We start from the raw sequence: 15,062 nt of genomic DNA, 5'->3' as shown, positions 1-15,062 counted from the left end.
CAGCAGCTTATAGCACGCCTCTCGGCTATGCTGTAAATCTTTCACAGAACATCCTGTGCGTGTCCAGATGTTCATAGCAAGTGGGAGAGAGATAGATGACAGATTTTTACAAGCTCGTTGCCAATGCACCGGACGGACGGTTCGACGGCATCAGCCGCCCCTATTCGGCCGAGGACGTGCAGCGGCTGCGCGGCTCGATCGAGATCCGTTATTCGCTGGCGGAAAAGGGTGCAAACCGGCTGTGGTTGCTCTTGAGACAAGAGGACTTCGTCAATGCGCTCGGCGCCATGACCGGCAATCAGGCCATGCAGCAGGTCCGCGCCGGGCTGAAGGCAATCTATCTCTCGGGCTGGCAGGTGGCTGCCGACAGCAATACGGCGTCGTCCATGTATCCCGACCAGTCGCTCTATCCGGCCAATGCCGCGCCGGAACTGGCACGGCGCATCAACCGGACGCTCCAGCGCGCCGACCAGATCGAGACGGCGGAGGGTAAAGGGCTTTCGGTCGACACATGGTTCGCACCGATCGTTGCCGACGCGGAGGCAGGGTTCGGCGGGCCGCTCAACGCCTTCGAGATCATGAAGGCCTTCATCGAGGCGGGTGCCGCAGGCGTCCATTTCGAGGACCAGCTGGCCTCGGAGAAGAAATGCGGCCATCTGGGCGGCAAGGTGCTGATCCCGACGGCCGCGCATATCCGCAACCTGACGGCTGCAAGACTTGCCGCGGACGTCATGGGCGTGCCGACGCTGGTCATTGCCCGCACCGATGCGGAGGCAGCGAAACTTCTGACCTCCGACATCGACGAGCGCGACCAGCCTTTCGTCGACTATGAAGCCGGGCGGACGCCGGAAGGGTTCTATCGCATCCGCAACGGACTGGAGCCCTGCATCGCCCGCGCCGTCGCCTATGCGCCCTACTCAGATCTCATCTGGTGCGAGACGTCGAAGCCGGATCTCGAGCAGGCACGCAGATTTGCCGAAGGCGTGCACAAGGTGCATCCGGGCAAGATGCTGGCCTACAATTGCTCCCCGTCGTTCAACTGGAAAAAGAACCTCGACGACGCGACGATCGCGAAGTTCCAGCGGGAACTGGGCGCGATGGGCTACAAGTTCCAGTTCATTACGCTTGCCGGCTTCCACCAGCTGAATTTCGGCATGTTCGAACTGGCACGCGGCTACCGTGACCGTCAGATGGCAGCCTATTCGGAACTGCAGGAAGCGGAGTTCGCCACCGAGATCAACGGCTACACGGCCACCAAGCACCAGCGCGAAGTCGGTACCGGCTATTTCGATGCCGTATCCATGGCGATCACCGGCGGGCTTTCATCGACCACGGCGATGCATGAGTCCACCGAGCATGATCAGTTCCGGCCTGCGGCCGAATAAAGAGAGGAGAAACGACATGACGATCCAGACACCCATACAGACCCACGTCAAGGAACGGGCCGAAGAACAGGCGACCGCGATGACGTCGGACCAGCAGGCGGCGATCAGGGCACTGGCCAATGATCTGCACCGGCTGAATCACGCGATCATGCGGGCGGTCGATGCGGGCATTTCCGTCGAACTGATGCGGACTGCCCGGCATCATGGCGGCGACGGTCATTGGGGCGACCTGATGGTGCCGATCGTCATGACCAACCGGCTGCAATAGGCTTCAGGGTTTCGCCTGAGAACGGCAAGGCCGCTCGATCTCAGGCAGATCCAACACCGGCCGAAGGAAGAGCCGGGATCATGGCCGCCGCCGGCCCCTCCGGCGGCCGGACACGACTTGTTTTCATCCCCGAACAGATTACGCAAAGAAAAAGGGCGGCTGCAGCCGCCCTTTTTCACGTTTTGATATTCGCTGGCAAAGCGCCGATCAGGCGGCCCGGTCGTAGCGATGGGCGGCCTGGGAAGTGGCCGAGGCATCGATGCGGAACTGTTGCAGCAGGCCAAACAGGGCTTCGGTCTCGTCGGCCAGGCGACGGCTCGCGTCGCTTGTTTCGGCAACCATGGCGCCGTTCTGCTGGGTCATCTGGTCCATCTGGTTGACGGACTGGTTGATGTTCTGCAGGGCGGCGGACTGGTCGCGGCTTGCGGTCGCAATCGTCTCGACATGCTGGCTGATGACGACGATCTCGTTGCTGATCGTGGCGAGAACCTCGCCAGCCTGCTGCACGAGCGAGGCACCGGCGCCGACTTCGTTGGTCGACTGGTTGATCAGGCCCTTGATCTCCTTGGCGGCATCGGCGGAGCGCTGCGCCAGTTCACGGACTTCCTGTGCCACGACAGCGAAGCCCTTGCCAGCTTCACCGGCGCGTGCCGCTTCGATACCGGCATTCAGCGCCAGCAGGTTGGTCTGGAAGGCGATGTCGTCGATGACTTCGATGATCAGCTCGATCTTCTGCGAGGCGTCCTCGATCCGGCCCATGGCGTCGATGGCGTTCTTGACGACCACGCCGGAATTGTCGGCGTTCTTCTTGGTCAGCGAGACAGCCTCATTGGCTTCACGGGCACGGTCTGCGGAAGAGCGGACGGTCGTGGTGATCTCGTCGACGGCAGCCGCGGTCTCTTCCAACGAAGCAGCTTGGCTTTCGGTGCGGCGCGACAGGTCGGCCGAGGAATGGCTGAGATCGGCGCTGCTCTTCTGGATCGCCATCGTGCTCTGGCGGATATGCGAAAGCGTATCGCGCAGCTTGATGATCGAGCCGTTGAAGTCGGTGCGGAGCGGTTCGAGCTTGCCGGAGAAGGGATGATCGATCGTGACCGAAAGATCGCCCTGGGAGAGACGCGACAGGGCCGAACCGAGAGCCGATACGGCCTGGTCGATCTGGCCGTCGACCATGCGCTTGTCGCTGTCGTTGCGTTCGCGCTCGGCTTCGGCTTCGGCACGCTCCATGGTGCTCTGATGCTCGATGCGCAGCTTTTCGAGCGCATTGTCGCGGAAGACCTGCAGGGCGCGGGCAATGTTGCCGAACTCGTCGGAACGTTGCGTATAGGGGATTTCCGACTTGTTGTCGCCGGCAGCGATCGCCCGGACTGAGCCGGTCAGGGTGCCGAGCGGACGGACCATGCCGCGGATGACGAAGTAGCTGACGGCTGCCAGAACGAGCAGTGCGATCAGCGACGACACCATGACGGCCATGCCGGCCGATGCGATATGGGCGAAATAGACTTCCATCGGAATGCCGATGAAGAGGACGCCGCTGACGGCGCCGCCGGCATTCATGATCGGATAGTAAGCGGTCATGAAATCGCGACCGAACAGGACCGCGGGACCATAATAAGCCGTACCCTTGGCGAGGGCTGCCTGGGCCGGGTGCTCGGCGGCAAGCTTGGTGCCGACGGCGCGCTCGCCCTTCTCGTTCTTCACGTTGGTCGAGATACGGACGTAGTCGCTGCCCTGCTTTTCGAAGACGGTGGCGACACCACCGATCGAACCGGCCGTGCGGTCGACGAGATCGTGGCCCTGCAGGGCGCCTTCGCCGGCCGTAACCTTGGAGAGCTTGCCATCGGCAAGCGTGGTCTTGGCACCGGCCAGACCGGTCTCATAGATCAGCGCCATCGTGCGGATGGACTTGTGCGTATCGTCAAGCGCAGTCTCCATGATGTCCTTTCGAAACGTCATGAAGGCCAGACCCGATACAGCTGAGACAGCCACTCCGATGAGAAGCAGACACAGGAATACAATTTTCGTGACAACCGATGACGGAACGATCTTTTTCATGGAGACCCCTTGCGAGAGTAAATTTCCCGACAAGTGATCGCCTATAAGAATGAATTTTTGCTAAATTTGATGAAAATCAAGAGTAAGGCGGCTAAGCACACCTCAGTCCACGCGATAAATGCCCGCGCTATATATAATATTAGCTTATCAGTATATTATTTGTCATTCAGCCAAACAGAACCGGCAAAGCCAGGATTGCTGCTGTTGCGCCGGCCGCGAGCATAAGTAGACGAAAACGATATACTTTGGAACGGTCTTCCGCCTTGGCAATTGCAATGGCGCGGGCACGGCGAGCATTCGGCATGAATTCGAACTCCCAGACGATGATGGGGCTGAGTGTGACAGCCATACCAGCGTTTGAACATGAAAATTTGCTGGCAATATGGCAGCTTCCGCCAGCTATATTAAGAAGTGCTGAATAAAAGTCACACACTCTCGCCACAGACATGGCCCGACGCCCAGGCCCACTGGAAGTTATAGCCGCCGAGCCAGCCCGTGACATCGACGCATTCGCCTATGAAATAAAGCCCCGGCACGGCTTTTGCCTGCATCGTCTTCGAATCCAGATCTGCCGTATCGACACCACCGAGCGTTACCTCCGCGGTGCGGTATCCTTCCGAACCGGCAGGCCTGATCTTCCAGCTCTGAATGGAGGCGGCAATCGCGTCGAGCAGCTTATCGGAGCAGTCCGCAAGCTTGATGGCGGCGGGATGCTGTTCCGCGAAGAATTGCGCCAGCCGTTTCGGAAGTATTTCCGAGAGAGCCGTCTGGGGCGCCTGGCGACCGTTCGCCTTGCGCGCGTCCTTCAACAGATCGGCGATGCGCGTGTCAGGTTCAACCACGAGCGTGACGTCGTCGCCTTCCCGCCAGTAGGACGAGATCTGCAGGATTGCCGGGCCACTCACGCCACGATGGGTAAATAGCAGCGCCTCGCGAAAACTCGTCTTGCCGTGACGGATTTCGGCCGGAACGGCAATGCCCGAGAGCGGCGAAAGCTTTTCCAGCAAGTTTGGATCGAGCGTCAGCGGCACGAGACCCGGACGGGTCTCTACCAGCTTCAGCCCGAACTGTCTGGCGATGTCATAGGCTAAGCCCGTCGCGCCCATCTTCGGGATCGACTTGCCGCCGGTGGCCACGACGACGGAACGCGCGTCGATTACTTCAGACCGGGATGTCGTGACGCGAAAGCCGTCGAGGGATTTTTCGACCGATGCAATGCCCGTCTGCAACTCCAGCTTCGCGCCGGCAGCTTCCATCTCGGCGAGCAGCATGCGGATGATATCCTTGGCGCTGTCGTCGCAGAAAAGCTGTCCGAGCGTCTTCTCATGCCAGGCGATCCCGTGGCGATCGACTAGATCGATAAAATCCTGCGCCGAGTAACGCGCAAGCGCCGACTTGGCGAAATGCGGATTGGCCGAGAGGTAATTCTTGGCGCTGGCGTGGATATTGGTGAAGTTGCAACGCCCGCCGCCCGAAATGCGGATCTTGTCGCCCGGCGCCTTGGCGTGATCGAGAACAAGGACGGAGCGGCCACGCTGCCCAGCGCGGATTGCCGCCATCATGCCGGCGGCGCCAGCGCCCAGGATCACCACGTCGAATTTGCGCGCCAATATCCGTTCCTTCTGCTTTCGGCGGTTGTCAGCTTCGCTCTTCGCCATACTTGTCGCAAAGTCAATGATGAGTCCTCTTCGGGCAACTCCTCCTTGAGAAGGTTTCAACCTTCGCCCCCTCGCCATTCGGCAATCCCTGACTATGATGGGAACATTCGATCAACCCCACCCCGGTGTGTCATGCCGCCTAAGAAATCAGTTCCCCCGCTCGCAACCGGCACAGTGGCCAAAGCTGCAACCGAGCAGCCTACGCTTACCTCGCTTCGAGGCGTGTCCGACTGGCAGGAGGCGGCGGCGTGGCTTCGTGCCCGCGGGATCGAGGACATCGAATGCATCACGCCTGACCTTGCCGGCGTGCCGCGCGGCAAGATGATGCCGTCGTCGAAGTTCACCTCCAATACGTCGCTTGCCCTGCCCTCGGCGCTCTACCGTCATACGATCTCGGGCGAATATCCCGACGAGACGGAGAGCTTCCGCTATGAGCCGCGCGACAGCGACCTCAAGCTGCTGCCCGATCTCTCGACCCTGTCGGTCGTGCCGTGGGAGACGGACCCGACCGCGCAGGTGATCTGCGACATCGTCAATACCGAGGGCGGTGCGGTAACCTATACGCCGCGCAACGTCCTGAAGAATATCGTCAATCTCTACAAGGAGCGCGGCTGGAAGCCGGTCGTGGCGCCGGAAATCGAGTTCTACCTCGTCGCCAAGAACGATGACCCCGACTATCCGCTGCATCCGCCGAAGGGCCGTTCGGGCCGCTCCATCCTCGGCGGCCAGGGCTATTCGATCGCCGGCATCAACGAGTTCGACGAACTGATCGACGACATCTACCACTTCTCCGAAAAGCAGGGGCTGGAGATCGATACGCTGATCCACGAGGAGGGTCCGGCGCAGCTCGAGATCAACCTGCGCCACGGCGACCCTGTCGAGCTTGCCGACCAGGTGTTCATGTTCAAGCGCACGATCCGCGAGGCAGCGCTGAAACACGGCATCTACGCCACGTTCATGGCCAAACCGATGCAGGGTCAGGCAGGATCGGCGATGCATATCCACCAATCGGTGGTCGATATCGAGACCGGTGCCAACATTTTCTCTGCCAAGGACGGCAAGCCGTCGAAGGAATTCTTCCAGTTCATCGGCGGGATGCAGACCTATATTCCGAAGGCGCTGGTAATGATGGCGCCCTATGTGAATTCCTATCGTCGCCTGACGCCGGACATGGCCGCGCCGGTCAACACCGCCTGGGGCTATGACAACCGCACGACGGCTTTCCGCGTGCCCGTCTCGGACCCGGCCGCGCGGCGCGTTGAAAACCGCCTGCCGAGTTCCGATGCCAACCCCTATCTAGCGCTTGCCGCCTCGCTCGGCTGTGGCCTGCTCGGCATCATGAACAAGATCGAGCCGACGCCGCCTACCGACGAAACGGCCAATGAAGGCGCCATCTCGTTGCCGCGCGACCTGCTGAACGCCGTCTCGCTGCTGGAGGAGGAGCCTGAACTCGCCAAGGTCTTCAGTCGGGAATTCATCGGCATCTATGCCGGCGTCAAACGCGGAGAGTTCGAGACATTCATGCAGGTGATCAGTCCGTGGGAGCGTGAATTCCTGCTTCTCAACGTGTGAGGTCGCGCCTGATGACGGACACATATCCGGCCGACGAGCAAGTAAACAATGTACTTCCGGGTGATACAGCCGCTGGCGATACCTGGCAGAGCCCGATCGCGCCCGGGCTTTCCTGGTATCAGGCAACTGTTCCCGACCGGCCCGCCTATGCGCAACTCGACGGGTCGCAGGCGGTGGATGTCACGATCATCGGCGGCGGCTTTACCGGCCTGCAGGCGGCCTACAATCTTGCCAAGGCCGGCGTCTCCGTTGCGCTCATCGAGGCAAGTAGGTTCGGTGACGGTGCATCCGGAAGAAATGGTGGCCAGCTCGGCACCGGCCAGCGCTGGTGGCCGGAGGATGCGGAGAAGGAACTCGGCTATGAGCGGTCCAGGCTGCTGTTCGACATGGCAGAAAACGCCAAGCGCCATCTGATGGATTTTGCCAATGTCCACGGCATAGACATGGAATATATGCCGGGCCAGCTCAACGTGTCGCACAAACCAGGATACGAGCGCGATTACCGCGCCAATGCGGAAATCGCGGCCGAGCGCTACGATTATCCGCATATCACCTTCATGGATGCAGCGGAGACGGCCGAACGCGTTGGCACGAAGGACTATTTCTGCGGCGTGCGCGACACCGGCACCGGCCATATCCATCCGCTCAAGCTGCTCGTCGGGCTGGCAAAATTGGCCAAGGCTGCCGGCGCTGGCATCTACGAAAACACCAAGGCCTCTGCGATCCGTCGCGAGGGCGGCAAGATCAAGGTTGACACTGCACGCGGCACGCTGACTTCGGACAGGCTGCTGATCGCAACCAATGCCTATGTCGGTGATCTCGAGCCCGTCACCTCGGCCCATGTCATGCCGATCGGGTCCTTCATTGCGGCGACAGAACCGCTCGACGCCTTTCCACATGTCATTCCCGGCATGGAGGCCGTGTGCGACAGCCGCTTCGTCGTGCGCTATTTCCGCAAGTCGAAGGACAATCGCCTGTTGTTCGGTGGCCGCGAAGTTTATAGCTCGAAGAACCCGAGCGACACGGCAGAGGCGATCCGCCAGCAGATCGTCGGCACCTATCCGGCGCTCAAGAATGTGCGAATCACCCATGCATGGGGCGGCAATGTCGGGATCACTCTGCCGCGGCGTCCGTTCGTGCGGCAAATCATGCCAGGAGTGACCTCCATCGGCGGTTATTCCGGTCATGGCGTCATGCTGTCAAATTATTGCGGCAAACTTTATGCTGAAATGGTAGCAGGCAGGCCGAGCGAACTTGAAGCGCTCGCCGATCTCGACATCAAAGCATTTCCCGGAGGCCAAATGATGCGCAAGCCACTGCTTTTCCTAGCACTGACCTGGTTCGCGCTGAGAGACCGGATGTAAGGTCCGCCTTTTCGGACTAGCGTTTTTAAATCGATTAGATTAAGACACCAACCACCAAGATGAAAGTTGAGCGATGAGCAGCCAGATCATTCCAGTGGAACCATTCGATTGTGTAGTCTTCGGCGGAACGGGAGACCTTGCGGAACGCAAGCTTCTGCCGGCCCTGTATCACCGGCAGATCGAAGGCCAGTTCACGGAGCCGACTCGCATCATCGGGGCGTCGCGTAGCGCGCTTTCCCATGAAGAGTATCGCAAGTTCGCACAGGATGCCCTGAAGGAGCATCTGAAGAAGGGCGAATACGACGAAGAGCAGGTCAAGAAATTCTGCGAACGGATCTATTACGTTCCGGTCGACGCCAAGTCGGAAGGCGGATGGGCCGATCTGAAAAAGCTGCTCGATGAAGGCAAGGACAACATCCGCGTCTTCTACCTGGCGGTTGCGCCTGGCATCTTCGGTGCGATCTCGGAGAAGATCCGCGATCACAAGATGATCACCAAGTCGACCCGCATCGTCGTCGAAAAGCCGATCGGCCGCGACCTCGCCTCGGCGCTGGAACTGAACAACACGATCGGCAAGGTCTTCTCCGAAGAGCAGATCTACCGCATCGACCACTATCTCGGCAAAGAGACGGTGCAGAACCTGATGGCGCTGCGTTTCGCCAATGCGCTCTACGAGCCGCTGTGGAACGCCAATTATATCGACCACGTCCAGATCACGGTGTCCGAGGCCGTAGGCCTTGAAGGCCGCGCGGGCTACTACGACACCGCCGGCGCGCTGCGCGACATGGTTCAGAACCACATCATGCAGCTCGTCTGCCTGGTTGCGATGGAAACCCCGTCTTCGATGGATTCCGAGGCAGTACGTGACGAGAAGCTGAAGGTGCTGCGCGCGCTGAAGCCGATCAATGCCGACAATTGCGAGCAGATGACGGTGCGCGGACAGTATCGCGCCGGCGCATCCGCAGGCGGCCCGGTGAAGGGTTATCTCGATGAGCTGGAAGGCGGCGTCTCCAACACCGAGACCTTCGTCGCCATCAAGGCCGAGATCGGCAACTGGCGTTGGGCGGGCGTGCCCTTCTACATCCGCACCGGCAAGCGCCTTGCCAGCCGCATGTCGGAAATCGTCATCACCTTCAAGTCGATCCCGCACAACATCTTCGATGCCAGCGCCGGTCGCATCAACCAGAACCAGCTGATCATCCGCCTGCAGCCGGACGAAGGCGTCAAGCAGTCGCTGATGATCAAGGACCCCGGCCCGGGCGGCATGCGCTTGCGCAACGTTTCGCTCGACATGAGCTTTGCCGAGGCCTTCCACGTCAGAAGCCCCGATGCCTACGAGCGCCTGCTGATGGACACGATCCGTTCCAACCAGACGCTGTTCATGCGCCGCGACGAAGTGGAAGCCGCATGGCAGTGGGTCGACCCGATCCTCAAGGGCTGGGAGGCTTCCGGCCAGAAGGTGCAGGGCTATACCGCCGGCACCTGGGGTCCAAGCCAGGCCATCGCGCTCATCGAACGTGACGGCCGCACCTGGCACGAGGGCTGATCGGCCATGACCTTCACGATGAATGAATTCAAGGACGGCGCGGAACTGGCTTCGGCTCTTGCGGACGAAGTCGCGCGCCGTCTGGCGGGCGCCATCTATGCGCGGGATTCCGCGTCGATCGCGGTCTCCGGTGGCTCAACGCCGAAGCGCTTCTTCGAGGAGCTTTCGACGAAGGAACTCGCCTGGGACAAGGTCAAGGTGACGCTGGTCGACGAACGGTTCGTACCGGCCGACAATCCGCGCTCCAACCATCTGCTCGTCGCAACGCATCTGTTGAAGAACCAGGCGGAGGCTGCAACCTTCGTGCCGCTCTATTACGATGCCGCCACGATCGAGGAAGCCGCGAAGAAGGCGACCGAGAAGACTGCTGGTCTCGACCGGCCGTTCGACGTCGTCATCCTGGGCATGGGCGGAGACGGGCACACCGCCTCCTTCTTCCCGCATGGCGACAATCTCGACCGGGCGCTCGATCCGACTGGGCTGAACGGCGTTCTGACCATGCAGGCGCCCGGCGCCGGCGAGGAACGCCTGACCTTCTCCTTCTCCAGCCTTTCCGATGCGCGTTTCCTCGCGCTCCATATCGAAGGCGAAGAGAAGAAGGTGACGCTCGAAAAGGCCAAGGCCGGATCGGACGAAACGGAAATGCCGATCCGCGCCATGCTCAACCGAGCGGCCACGCCGGTGGACATCTACTGGGCGCCGTAACGCGACCATAACACGCATCGCAAATCCCGAAGGTCGCGTGCGATCTTCGGGATACTGCAAGGGCCGGGTGAAACCGGCCGGACAGCTTAGGCAAGTCCCGGTCAATCGTCTTGCGCCCATCGGGCGCCCCGCGTGCGCCGGGACCGATCAGAGAGGACAAAAGCCATGGCCGCCCATTCCAGCATCGAGGCGATCACTGCGAGGATCGTCGAACGATCCAAACCGTTGCGAGAGCCCTATCTTGATCGCGTGCGCAAGGCCGTCGCCAGAGGTCCGCACCGCGCCACCCTCTCCTGCGGCAACCTTGCCCATGGCTTCGCAGTCTGTTCCCCCGCCGAGAAGGAGGCGCTCGCAGGAGACGTCGTTCCGAACCTCGGCATCATCACCGCCTATAACGACATGCTCTCGGCACACCAGCCCTACGAGACCTATCCGGCGCTGATCCGCGACGCGGCGCGCGAGGCAGGCGGGATCGCGCAGGTCGCCGGCGCCGTGCCGGCCATGTGCGACGGCGTCACGCAAGGCCAGCCGGGTATGGAGCTTTCGCTCTTCTCACGCGACGCGATTGCCATGGCAGCCGGCATCGGTCTTTCGCACAACATGTTCGACGCGTCGGTCTATCTCGGCATCTGCGACAAGATCGTCCCGGGCCTCGTCATCGCCGCCCTTTCCTTCGGCCATCTCCCCGCCGTGTTCATTCCGGCCGGTCCGATGACGTCGGGCCTGCCGAACGACGAGAAGTCGCGCATCCGTCAGCTCTATGCGGAGGGCAAGGTCGGCCGTGCCGAGCTCCTGGAGGCGGAATCGAAATCCTATCACGGACCGGGCACCTGCACCTTCTATGGTACAGCCAATTCCAACCAGATGCTGATGGAGATCATGGGCTTCCATCTGCCCGGCGCCTCCTTCGTCAATCCTGGCACGCCACTGCGCGATGCGCTGACACGCGAGGCCGCCAAGCGGGCGCTGGCAATCACCGCCCTCGGCAACGAATTCACGCCTGCCGGCGAGATGATCGACGAGCGCTCGATCGTCAATGGCGTCATCGGCCTGCACGCGACCGGCGGCTCGACCAATCACACGCTGCATCTCGTCGCCATGGCGCGCGCTGCCGGCATCTGTCTGACCTGGCAGGATATTTCCGAGCTTTCGGACGCGATCCCGCTTCTCGCCCGCGTCTACCCGAACGGGCTTGCCGACGTGAACCATTTCCACGCAGCAGGCGGCATGGGCTTCCTGATCAAGCAGCTGCTCGCCCAAGGCCTTCTTCATGACGACGTGAAGACCGTGTTCGGCCATGGGCTTGAAGCCTATACGGTCGAGGCGAAGCTCGGTGAAGACGGCCGGATCTGTCGCGAGACGGTGCCGGATGCCAGCGGCGATCCGAAGGTTCTGTCCACCATCGACGCACCGTTCCAGAAGACCGGTGGACTGAAGATGCTGACCGGCAATATCGGCCGCGGCGTCATCAAGATCTCGGCGGTCAAGGCCGAGCGCCATATCGTCGAGGCCCCTGCCCTCGTCTTCCACGACCAGCAGGAGATGCAGGACGCCTTCAAGCGCGGCGACCTGAACCGCGACTTCATCGCCGTCGTGCGCTTCCAGGGCCCGAAGGCGAACGGCATGCCGGAACTGCATCGCCTGACCCCACCGCTCGGCGTGCTGCAGGACCGCGGCTTCAAGGTGGCTCTCGTCACTGACGGGCGCATGTCCGGTGCATCCGGCAAGGTGCCGGCGGCGATCCATGTGACACCGGAAGCCTGTGACGGTGGCGCGATCGCCAAGATCCGCGACGGCGACATGATCCGCCTCGATGCGGTGGCGGGAACGCTGGAAGTGCTGATCGATGCCGCGGAGTTCGACGCGCGCCCGTTGGTCGAAGCCGATCTTTCCGACAACGAATTCGGCATGGGCCGCGAGCTGTTTGCCGCCTTCCGCCGCAATGTCGGTTGCGCCGACCAGGGCGCCAGCGTGTTTGCCTGAGGCGAAACATTCGGGGATAGGGAATGGTCAATCTCGCGCTCTATAGCGACCAGATCATTCCCGAAAATTCGGCGATCGATGCCAGGCTGATTGCCTTGATGCAGTCGCTGGGCCTGGGCACCCGTCTCGGCTATGTTCCATCCGACCCGGAGCCGTCGCGCCGTTTCTTCACCGAGCGAAAGGACTATTACCGCCGCATCGGGCTCGACCTGTCCCTGTTCCACGATCCCGATGATACGACAGGCATGGATGCACTGCTCGCCTGCGATGCGATCCATCTCTCCGGCGGCCATACGGGCGGCTTCCTGGCACGGCTCAGGCGTGTGGGGATGGTTGAACCGCTCAGGGAATGGACGGCCCGCGGCGGCGTTCTGATCGGCACCAGCGCCGGCGCCATCCTGATGACGCCGACGATTGCTGTCGACGCTTTGTTTTCAGATAGCAGGCCAGAGGATATAAGGGATGGCGAGGCTCTGAACCTGCTACCCTTCGAGTTCTTCCCACACCTGAACGGCAAACCCAATTTTCTGCCTGACCTCGTCCGTTACAGCAAGGCTACGCCAAGGCCGATCATCGCCTGCAATGACGGTGACGGGTTGATCGTTTCGGCAGGACAGGTCGAGTTGATCGGCAATCCTCTCTGGATCGCGGATGGCGCAACGAAAGAGGCCCGGCAGATCGAGCCGAGCCTCTTGAAAACCATGTCAGCCTGAGGCGGCGCCGTCGGCTGTTACCAGCTGCGGATATCGAGCTTGCGATCCTTATGCGCCGGATGGGTCGAGAAGACGAAGATGCGATCCAGTTCCTTCTGCGTCAGCAGGCGCAGGAAGCGGACGTTGATCGTGTTGTTGATATTGACCCGCATGAGCAGGCAACCGACCTTCGAGATACGGGCATCTGGAATGTCGAGATAGAATTGTTCGGGAAGATTGTACTGGGTCAACAGACCCAGCACGGCCTCGCTCATTGAAATTCGCAGCACGTCGCAACGGCGCTGCGCCATGTTGAGGATGGCTTTTTCGGTGTACTCGATGCGGCCGGCATTCATCGTGTCTTCCATCTTGAACCGCTGTTCGCGGTCGTACATGAAAGACTCTTCCTTGTTCAAAAAGTGATTTCTACCAGCTGGCGCGGCACCCACGACCTGTTCTCCTGTTTCAATGAAACGAGACTAGGACCGGAAGCTTAAGATTAGGTTGGCGTATGTTAGCGACAGGCTCGTAAACCTTTGTCTTTCGATGGTTTTGCTTGCCGTTGTCCATAGGCTTAGTGCCGGTATGAGCGCCCCTTATCATCAAAGAGATGCAGCTTGGCCGGGTCGGCGCTCAGTCGGACAATATCGCCCTTGGCGATATCCGAAGTGCCCTGCAGCTTGGCGATGATCGGCTCGTCGGCGGATGGGCCTTCCAAATAGAGCAAGGTGACCTCGCCGAGCGCCTCGACCAGAAGTACGCGGCCTTCGATCAGATAGCCTTCGCCGGTCGAGACCGTCAGGTCCTCCGGCCGTATACCGAGGCTTGCGGCCTTGCCCTTGTCGGAGGCAGGCACTTCAATCGAAACGCCGGCGGTGCGGTTAACCTTTAGCGACAGCGTCGTGTTCGCGCCCGGCTCGGCAATGGTCACCGGTAGAATGTTCATCGCCGGCGAACCGATGAAGCGGGCGACGAAGAGATTTGCGGGACGCTCGTAGAGTTCCAGCGGCGGGCCGACCTGCTCGATCCGGCCTGCGGAGAGGACGACGATGCGGTCCGCCAGCGTCATCGCCTCGACTTGATCGTGGGTGACGTAGATCATCGTCGTGTCCGACAGCTTTTCCTTCAGCTTGGCGATCTCGATGCGAGTCGCGACACGCAGGGCCGCATCGAGGTTCGACAGGGGCTCGTCGAAAAGGAAGACTTTCGGGTTGCGGCAGATGGCACGGCCGATCGCGACTCGCTGGCGCTGGCCGCCGGACAGCGCCTTGGGCAGGCGATCGAGATAGGGCGTGAGCTGCAGGATGTCGGCCGCCGCGCGGACGCGGCGATCGATCTCGTCCCTGCTCTCCTTGGCGATCTTCATGCCGAAGGCCATGTTGTCGTAGACGGTCATGTGCGGATAGAGCGCATAGGACTGGAAGACCATGGCGATGCCACGCCGCGACGGCGGCACATCATTGACGACCGAGCCATCGATCGACATCTCGCCTGCGGTGATGCTTTCCAGACCCGCGATCATCCTGAGCAAAGTCGACTTGCCGCATCCCGAAGGACCGACGAAGACGACGAACTCGCCCTGCTTTATGTCCAGGTCGATGCCATGAAGCACCTTCACCTGGCCATAGGACTTGCGAATTTCCTTGAGCGTGACGCCTGTCATGGTCTTTTCCCTCCCAAACATTCTTCTCGCAATGGCGCTAGCGCCCCTCACCCGGCCTCCGCTTCGCTCGGCCACCCTCTCCCCGAGGGGAGAGGAGGAACGGCCACCTTGCCGCGTCCCTCTTCTCCCCAGTGGGGAGAATGTGCCGGCAGGCGGATGAGGGATTCTTCC

Annotated in this window: 13 protein-coding genes; 8 read left to right on the top strand and 5 right to left on the bottom strand. The window is 61.1% G+C overall.

What is annotated here, in order from left to right:
- Positions 1–95 precede the first annotated feature (95 nt).
- Both aceA and N7E02_RS19180 read left to right on the top strand, forming a co-directional pair.
- The gene (gene aceA / locus N7E02_RS19185; RefSeq protein WP_286579238.1) at positions 96–1,385 is read left to right on the top strand and encodes an isocitrate lyase; all 1,290 of its coding nucleotides are present in this window, start codon (positions 96–98) and stop codon (positions 1,383–1,385) included.
- A gap of 16 nt (positions 1,386–1,401) precedes the next feature.
- On the top strand, positions 1,402–1,653 hold the full coding sequence (locus N7E02_RS19180) for an SMc00767 family acetate metabolism repressor (RefSeq protein ID WP_286579237.1): 252 nt from the start codon (positions 1,402–1,404) through the stop codon (positions 1,651–1,653).
- 207 nt (positions 1,654–1,860) lie between these two features.
- Here N7E02_RS19180 and N7E02_RS19175 read toward each other — a convergent pair whose 3' ends face one another.
- The 3 genes from N7E02_RS19175 to N7E02_RS19165 form a co-directional block, all read right to left on the bottom strand.
- Positions 1,861–3,708 (bottom strand): methyl-accepting chemotaxis protein, encoded by a 1,848-nt coding sequence (locus N7E02_RS19175; RefSeq protein WP_286579236.1) that lies wholly within the window; start codon positions 3,706–3,708, stop codon positions 1,861–1,863.
- Positions 3,709–3,874: 166 nt separating this feature from the next.
- Complete coding sequence (locus N7E02_RS19170; protein ID WP_286584113.1) at positions 3,875–4,156, bottom strand: hypothetical protein; 282 nt, start codon at positions 4,154–4,156, stop codon at positions 3,875–3,877.
- The gene (locus N7E02_RS19165; RefSeq protein ID WP_286579235.1) at positions 4,134–5,366 is read right to left on the bottom strand and encodes a BaiN/RdsA family NAD(P)/FAD-dependent oxidoreductase; all 1,233 of its coding nucleotides are present in this window, start codon (positions 5,364–5,366) and stop codon (positions 4,134–4,136) included. Before N7E02_RS19165 ends, N7E02_RS19170 begins: the two co-directional genes overlap by 23 nt.
- Before the next feature lie 132 nt (positions 5,367–5,498).
- Between N7E02_RS19165 and N7E02_RS19160 the strand changes: the two genes are divergently transcribed.
- The 6 genes from N7E02_RS19160 to N7E02_RS19135 all read left to right on the top strand — a co-directional run bounded on the left by N7E02_RS19160 (position 5,499) and on the right by N7E02_RS19135 (position 13,249).
- A complete protein-coding gene (locus tag N7E02_RS19160; RefSeq protein ID WP_286579234.1) occupies positions 5,499–6,938 on the top strand; it encodes a glutamine synthetase family protein in 1,440 nt (479 codons plus the stop codon).
- An 11-nt stretch (positions 6,939–6,949) separates the two neighbouring features.
- Complete coding sequence (locus N7E02_RS19155; protein WP_286579233.1) at positions 6,950–8,302, top strand: NAD(P)/FAD-dependent oxidoreductase; 1,353 nt, start codon at positions 6,950–6,952, stop codon at positions 8,300–8,302.
- A gap of 73 nt (positions 8,303–8,375) precedes the next feature.
- Positions 8,376–9,848 (top strand): glucose-6-phosphate dehydrogenase, encoded by a 1,473-nt coding sequence (zwf, locus tag N7E02_RS19150; protein ID WP_286579232.1) that lies wholly within the window; start codon positions 8,376–8,378, stop codon positions 9,846–9,848.
- 6 nt (positions 9,849–9,854) lie between these two features.
- On the top strand, positions 9,855–10,553 hold the full coding sequence (pgl, locus tag N7E02_RS19145; RefSeq protein WP_286579231.1) for a 6-phosphogluconolactonase: 699 nt from the start codon (positions 9,855–9,857) through the stop codon (positions 10,551–10,553).
- Positions 10,554–10,718: 165 nt separating this feature from the next.
- Positions 10,719–12,536, top strand: a complete 1,818-nt coding sequence (gene edd, locus N7E02_RS19140; RefSeq protein ID WP_286579230.1) for a phosphogluconate dehydratase — start codon at positions 10,719–10,721, stop codon at positions 12,534–12,536.
- A 23-nt stretch (positions 12,537–12,559) separates the two neighbouring features.
- Entirely contained in the window at positions 12,560–13,249 is a 690-nt protein-coding gene (locus N7E02_RS19135) for a Type 1 glutamine amidotransferase-like domain-containing protein (protein WP_286579229.1), read from the top strand.
- A 17-nt stretch (positions 13,250–13,266) separates the two neighbouring features.
- Here the strand turns inward: N7E02_RS19135 and N7E02_RS19130 are convergent, their stop codons facing one another.
- The gene (locus N7E02_RS19130) at positions 13,267–13,623 is read right to left on the bottom strand and encodes a hypothetical protein (RefSeq protein WP_286579228.1); all 357 of its coding nucleotides are present in this window, start codon (positions 13,621–13,623) and stop codon (positions 13,267–13,269) included.
- A gap of 179 nt (positions 13,624–13,802) precedes the next feature.
- The gene (locus N7E02_RS19125) at positions 13,803–14,891 is read right to left on the bottom strand and encodes an ABC transporter ATP-binding protein (RefSeq protein ID WP_286579227.1); all 1,089 of its coding nucleotides are present in this window, start codon (positions 14,889–14,891) and stop codon (positions 13,803–13,805) included.
- Between the last annotated feature and the right edge of the window lie 171 nt (positions 14,892–15,062).

It is taken from the genome of Terrirhizobium terrae, assembly GCF_030323265.1.
Lineage (GTDB): Bacteria > Pseudomonadota > Alphaproteobacteria > Rhizobiales > Rhizobiaceae > Neorhizobium.
This window is presented reverse-complemented; position numbering and strand designations above follow the sequence as displayed.

Excerpts from the sequence above, each read along its gene's own strand:
- N7E02_RS19175 (WP_286579236.1), bottom strand. The coding sequence starts at position 3,708 with ATGAAAAAGATCGTTCCGTCATCGGTTGTCACGAAAATTGTATTCCTG.
- N7E02_RS19165 (WP_286579235.1), bottom strand. The coding sequence starts at position 5,366 with ATGGCGAAGAGCGAAGCTGACAACCGCCGAAAGCAGAAGGAACGGATA.
- pgl (WP_286579231.1), top strand. The coding sequence starts at position 9,855 with ATGACCTTCACGATGAATGAATTCAAGGACGGCGCGGAACTGGCTTCG.
- N7E02_RS19170 (WP_286584113.1), bottom strand. The coding sequence starts at position 4,156 with ATGTCTGTGGCGAGAGTGTGTGACTTTTATTCAGCACTTCTTAATATA.
- zwf (WP_286579232.1), top strand. The coding sequence starts at position 8,376 with ATGAGCAGCCAGATCATTCCAGTGGAACCATTCGATTGTGTAGTCTTC.
- aceA (WP_286579238.1), top strand. The coding sequence starts at position 96 with ATGACAGATTTTTACAAGCTCGTTGCCAATGCACCGGACGGACGGTTC.
- N7E02_RS19125 (WP_286579227.1), bottom strand. The coding sequence starts at position 14,891 with ATGACAGGCGTCACGCTCAAGGAAATTCGCAAGTCCTATGGCCAGGTG.
- N7E02_RS19130 (WP_286579228.1), bottom strand. The coding sequence starts at position 13,623 with ATGTACGACCGCGAACAGCGGTTCAAGATGGAAGACACGATGAATGCC.
- N7E02_RS19155 (WP_286579233.1), top strand. The coding sequence starts at position 6,950 with ATGACGGACACATATCCGGCCGACGAGCAAGTAAACAATGTACTTCCG.
- N7E02_RS19180 (WP_286579237.1), top strand. The coding sequence starts at position 1,402 with ATGACGATCCAGACACCCATACAGACCCACGTCAAGGAACGGGCCGAA.
- N7E02_RS19135 (WP_286579229.1), top strand. The coding sequence starts at position 12,560 with ATGGTCAATCTCGCGCTCTATAGCGACCAGATCATTCCCGAAAATTCG.
- edd (WP_286579230.1), top strand. The coding sequence starts at position 10,719 with ATGGCCGCCCATTCCAGCATCGAGGCGATCACTGCGAGGATCGTCGAA.
- N7E02_RS19160 (WP_286579234.1), top strand. The coding sequence starts at position 5,499 with ATGCCGCCTAAGAAATCAGTTCCCCCGCTCGCAACCGGCACAGTGGCC.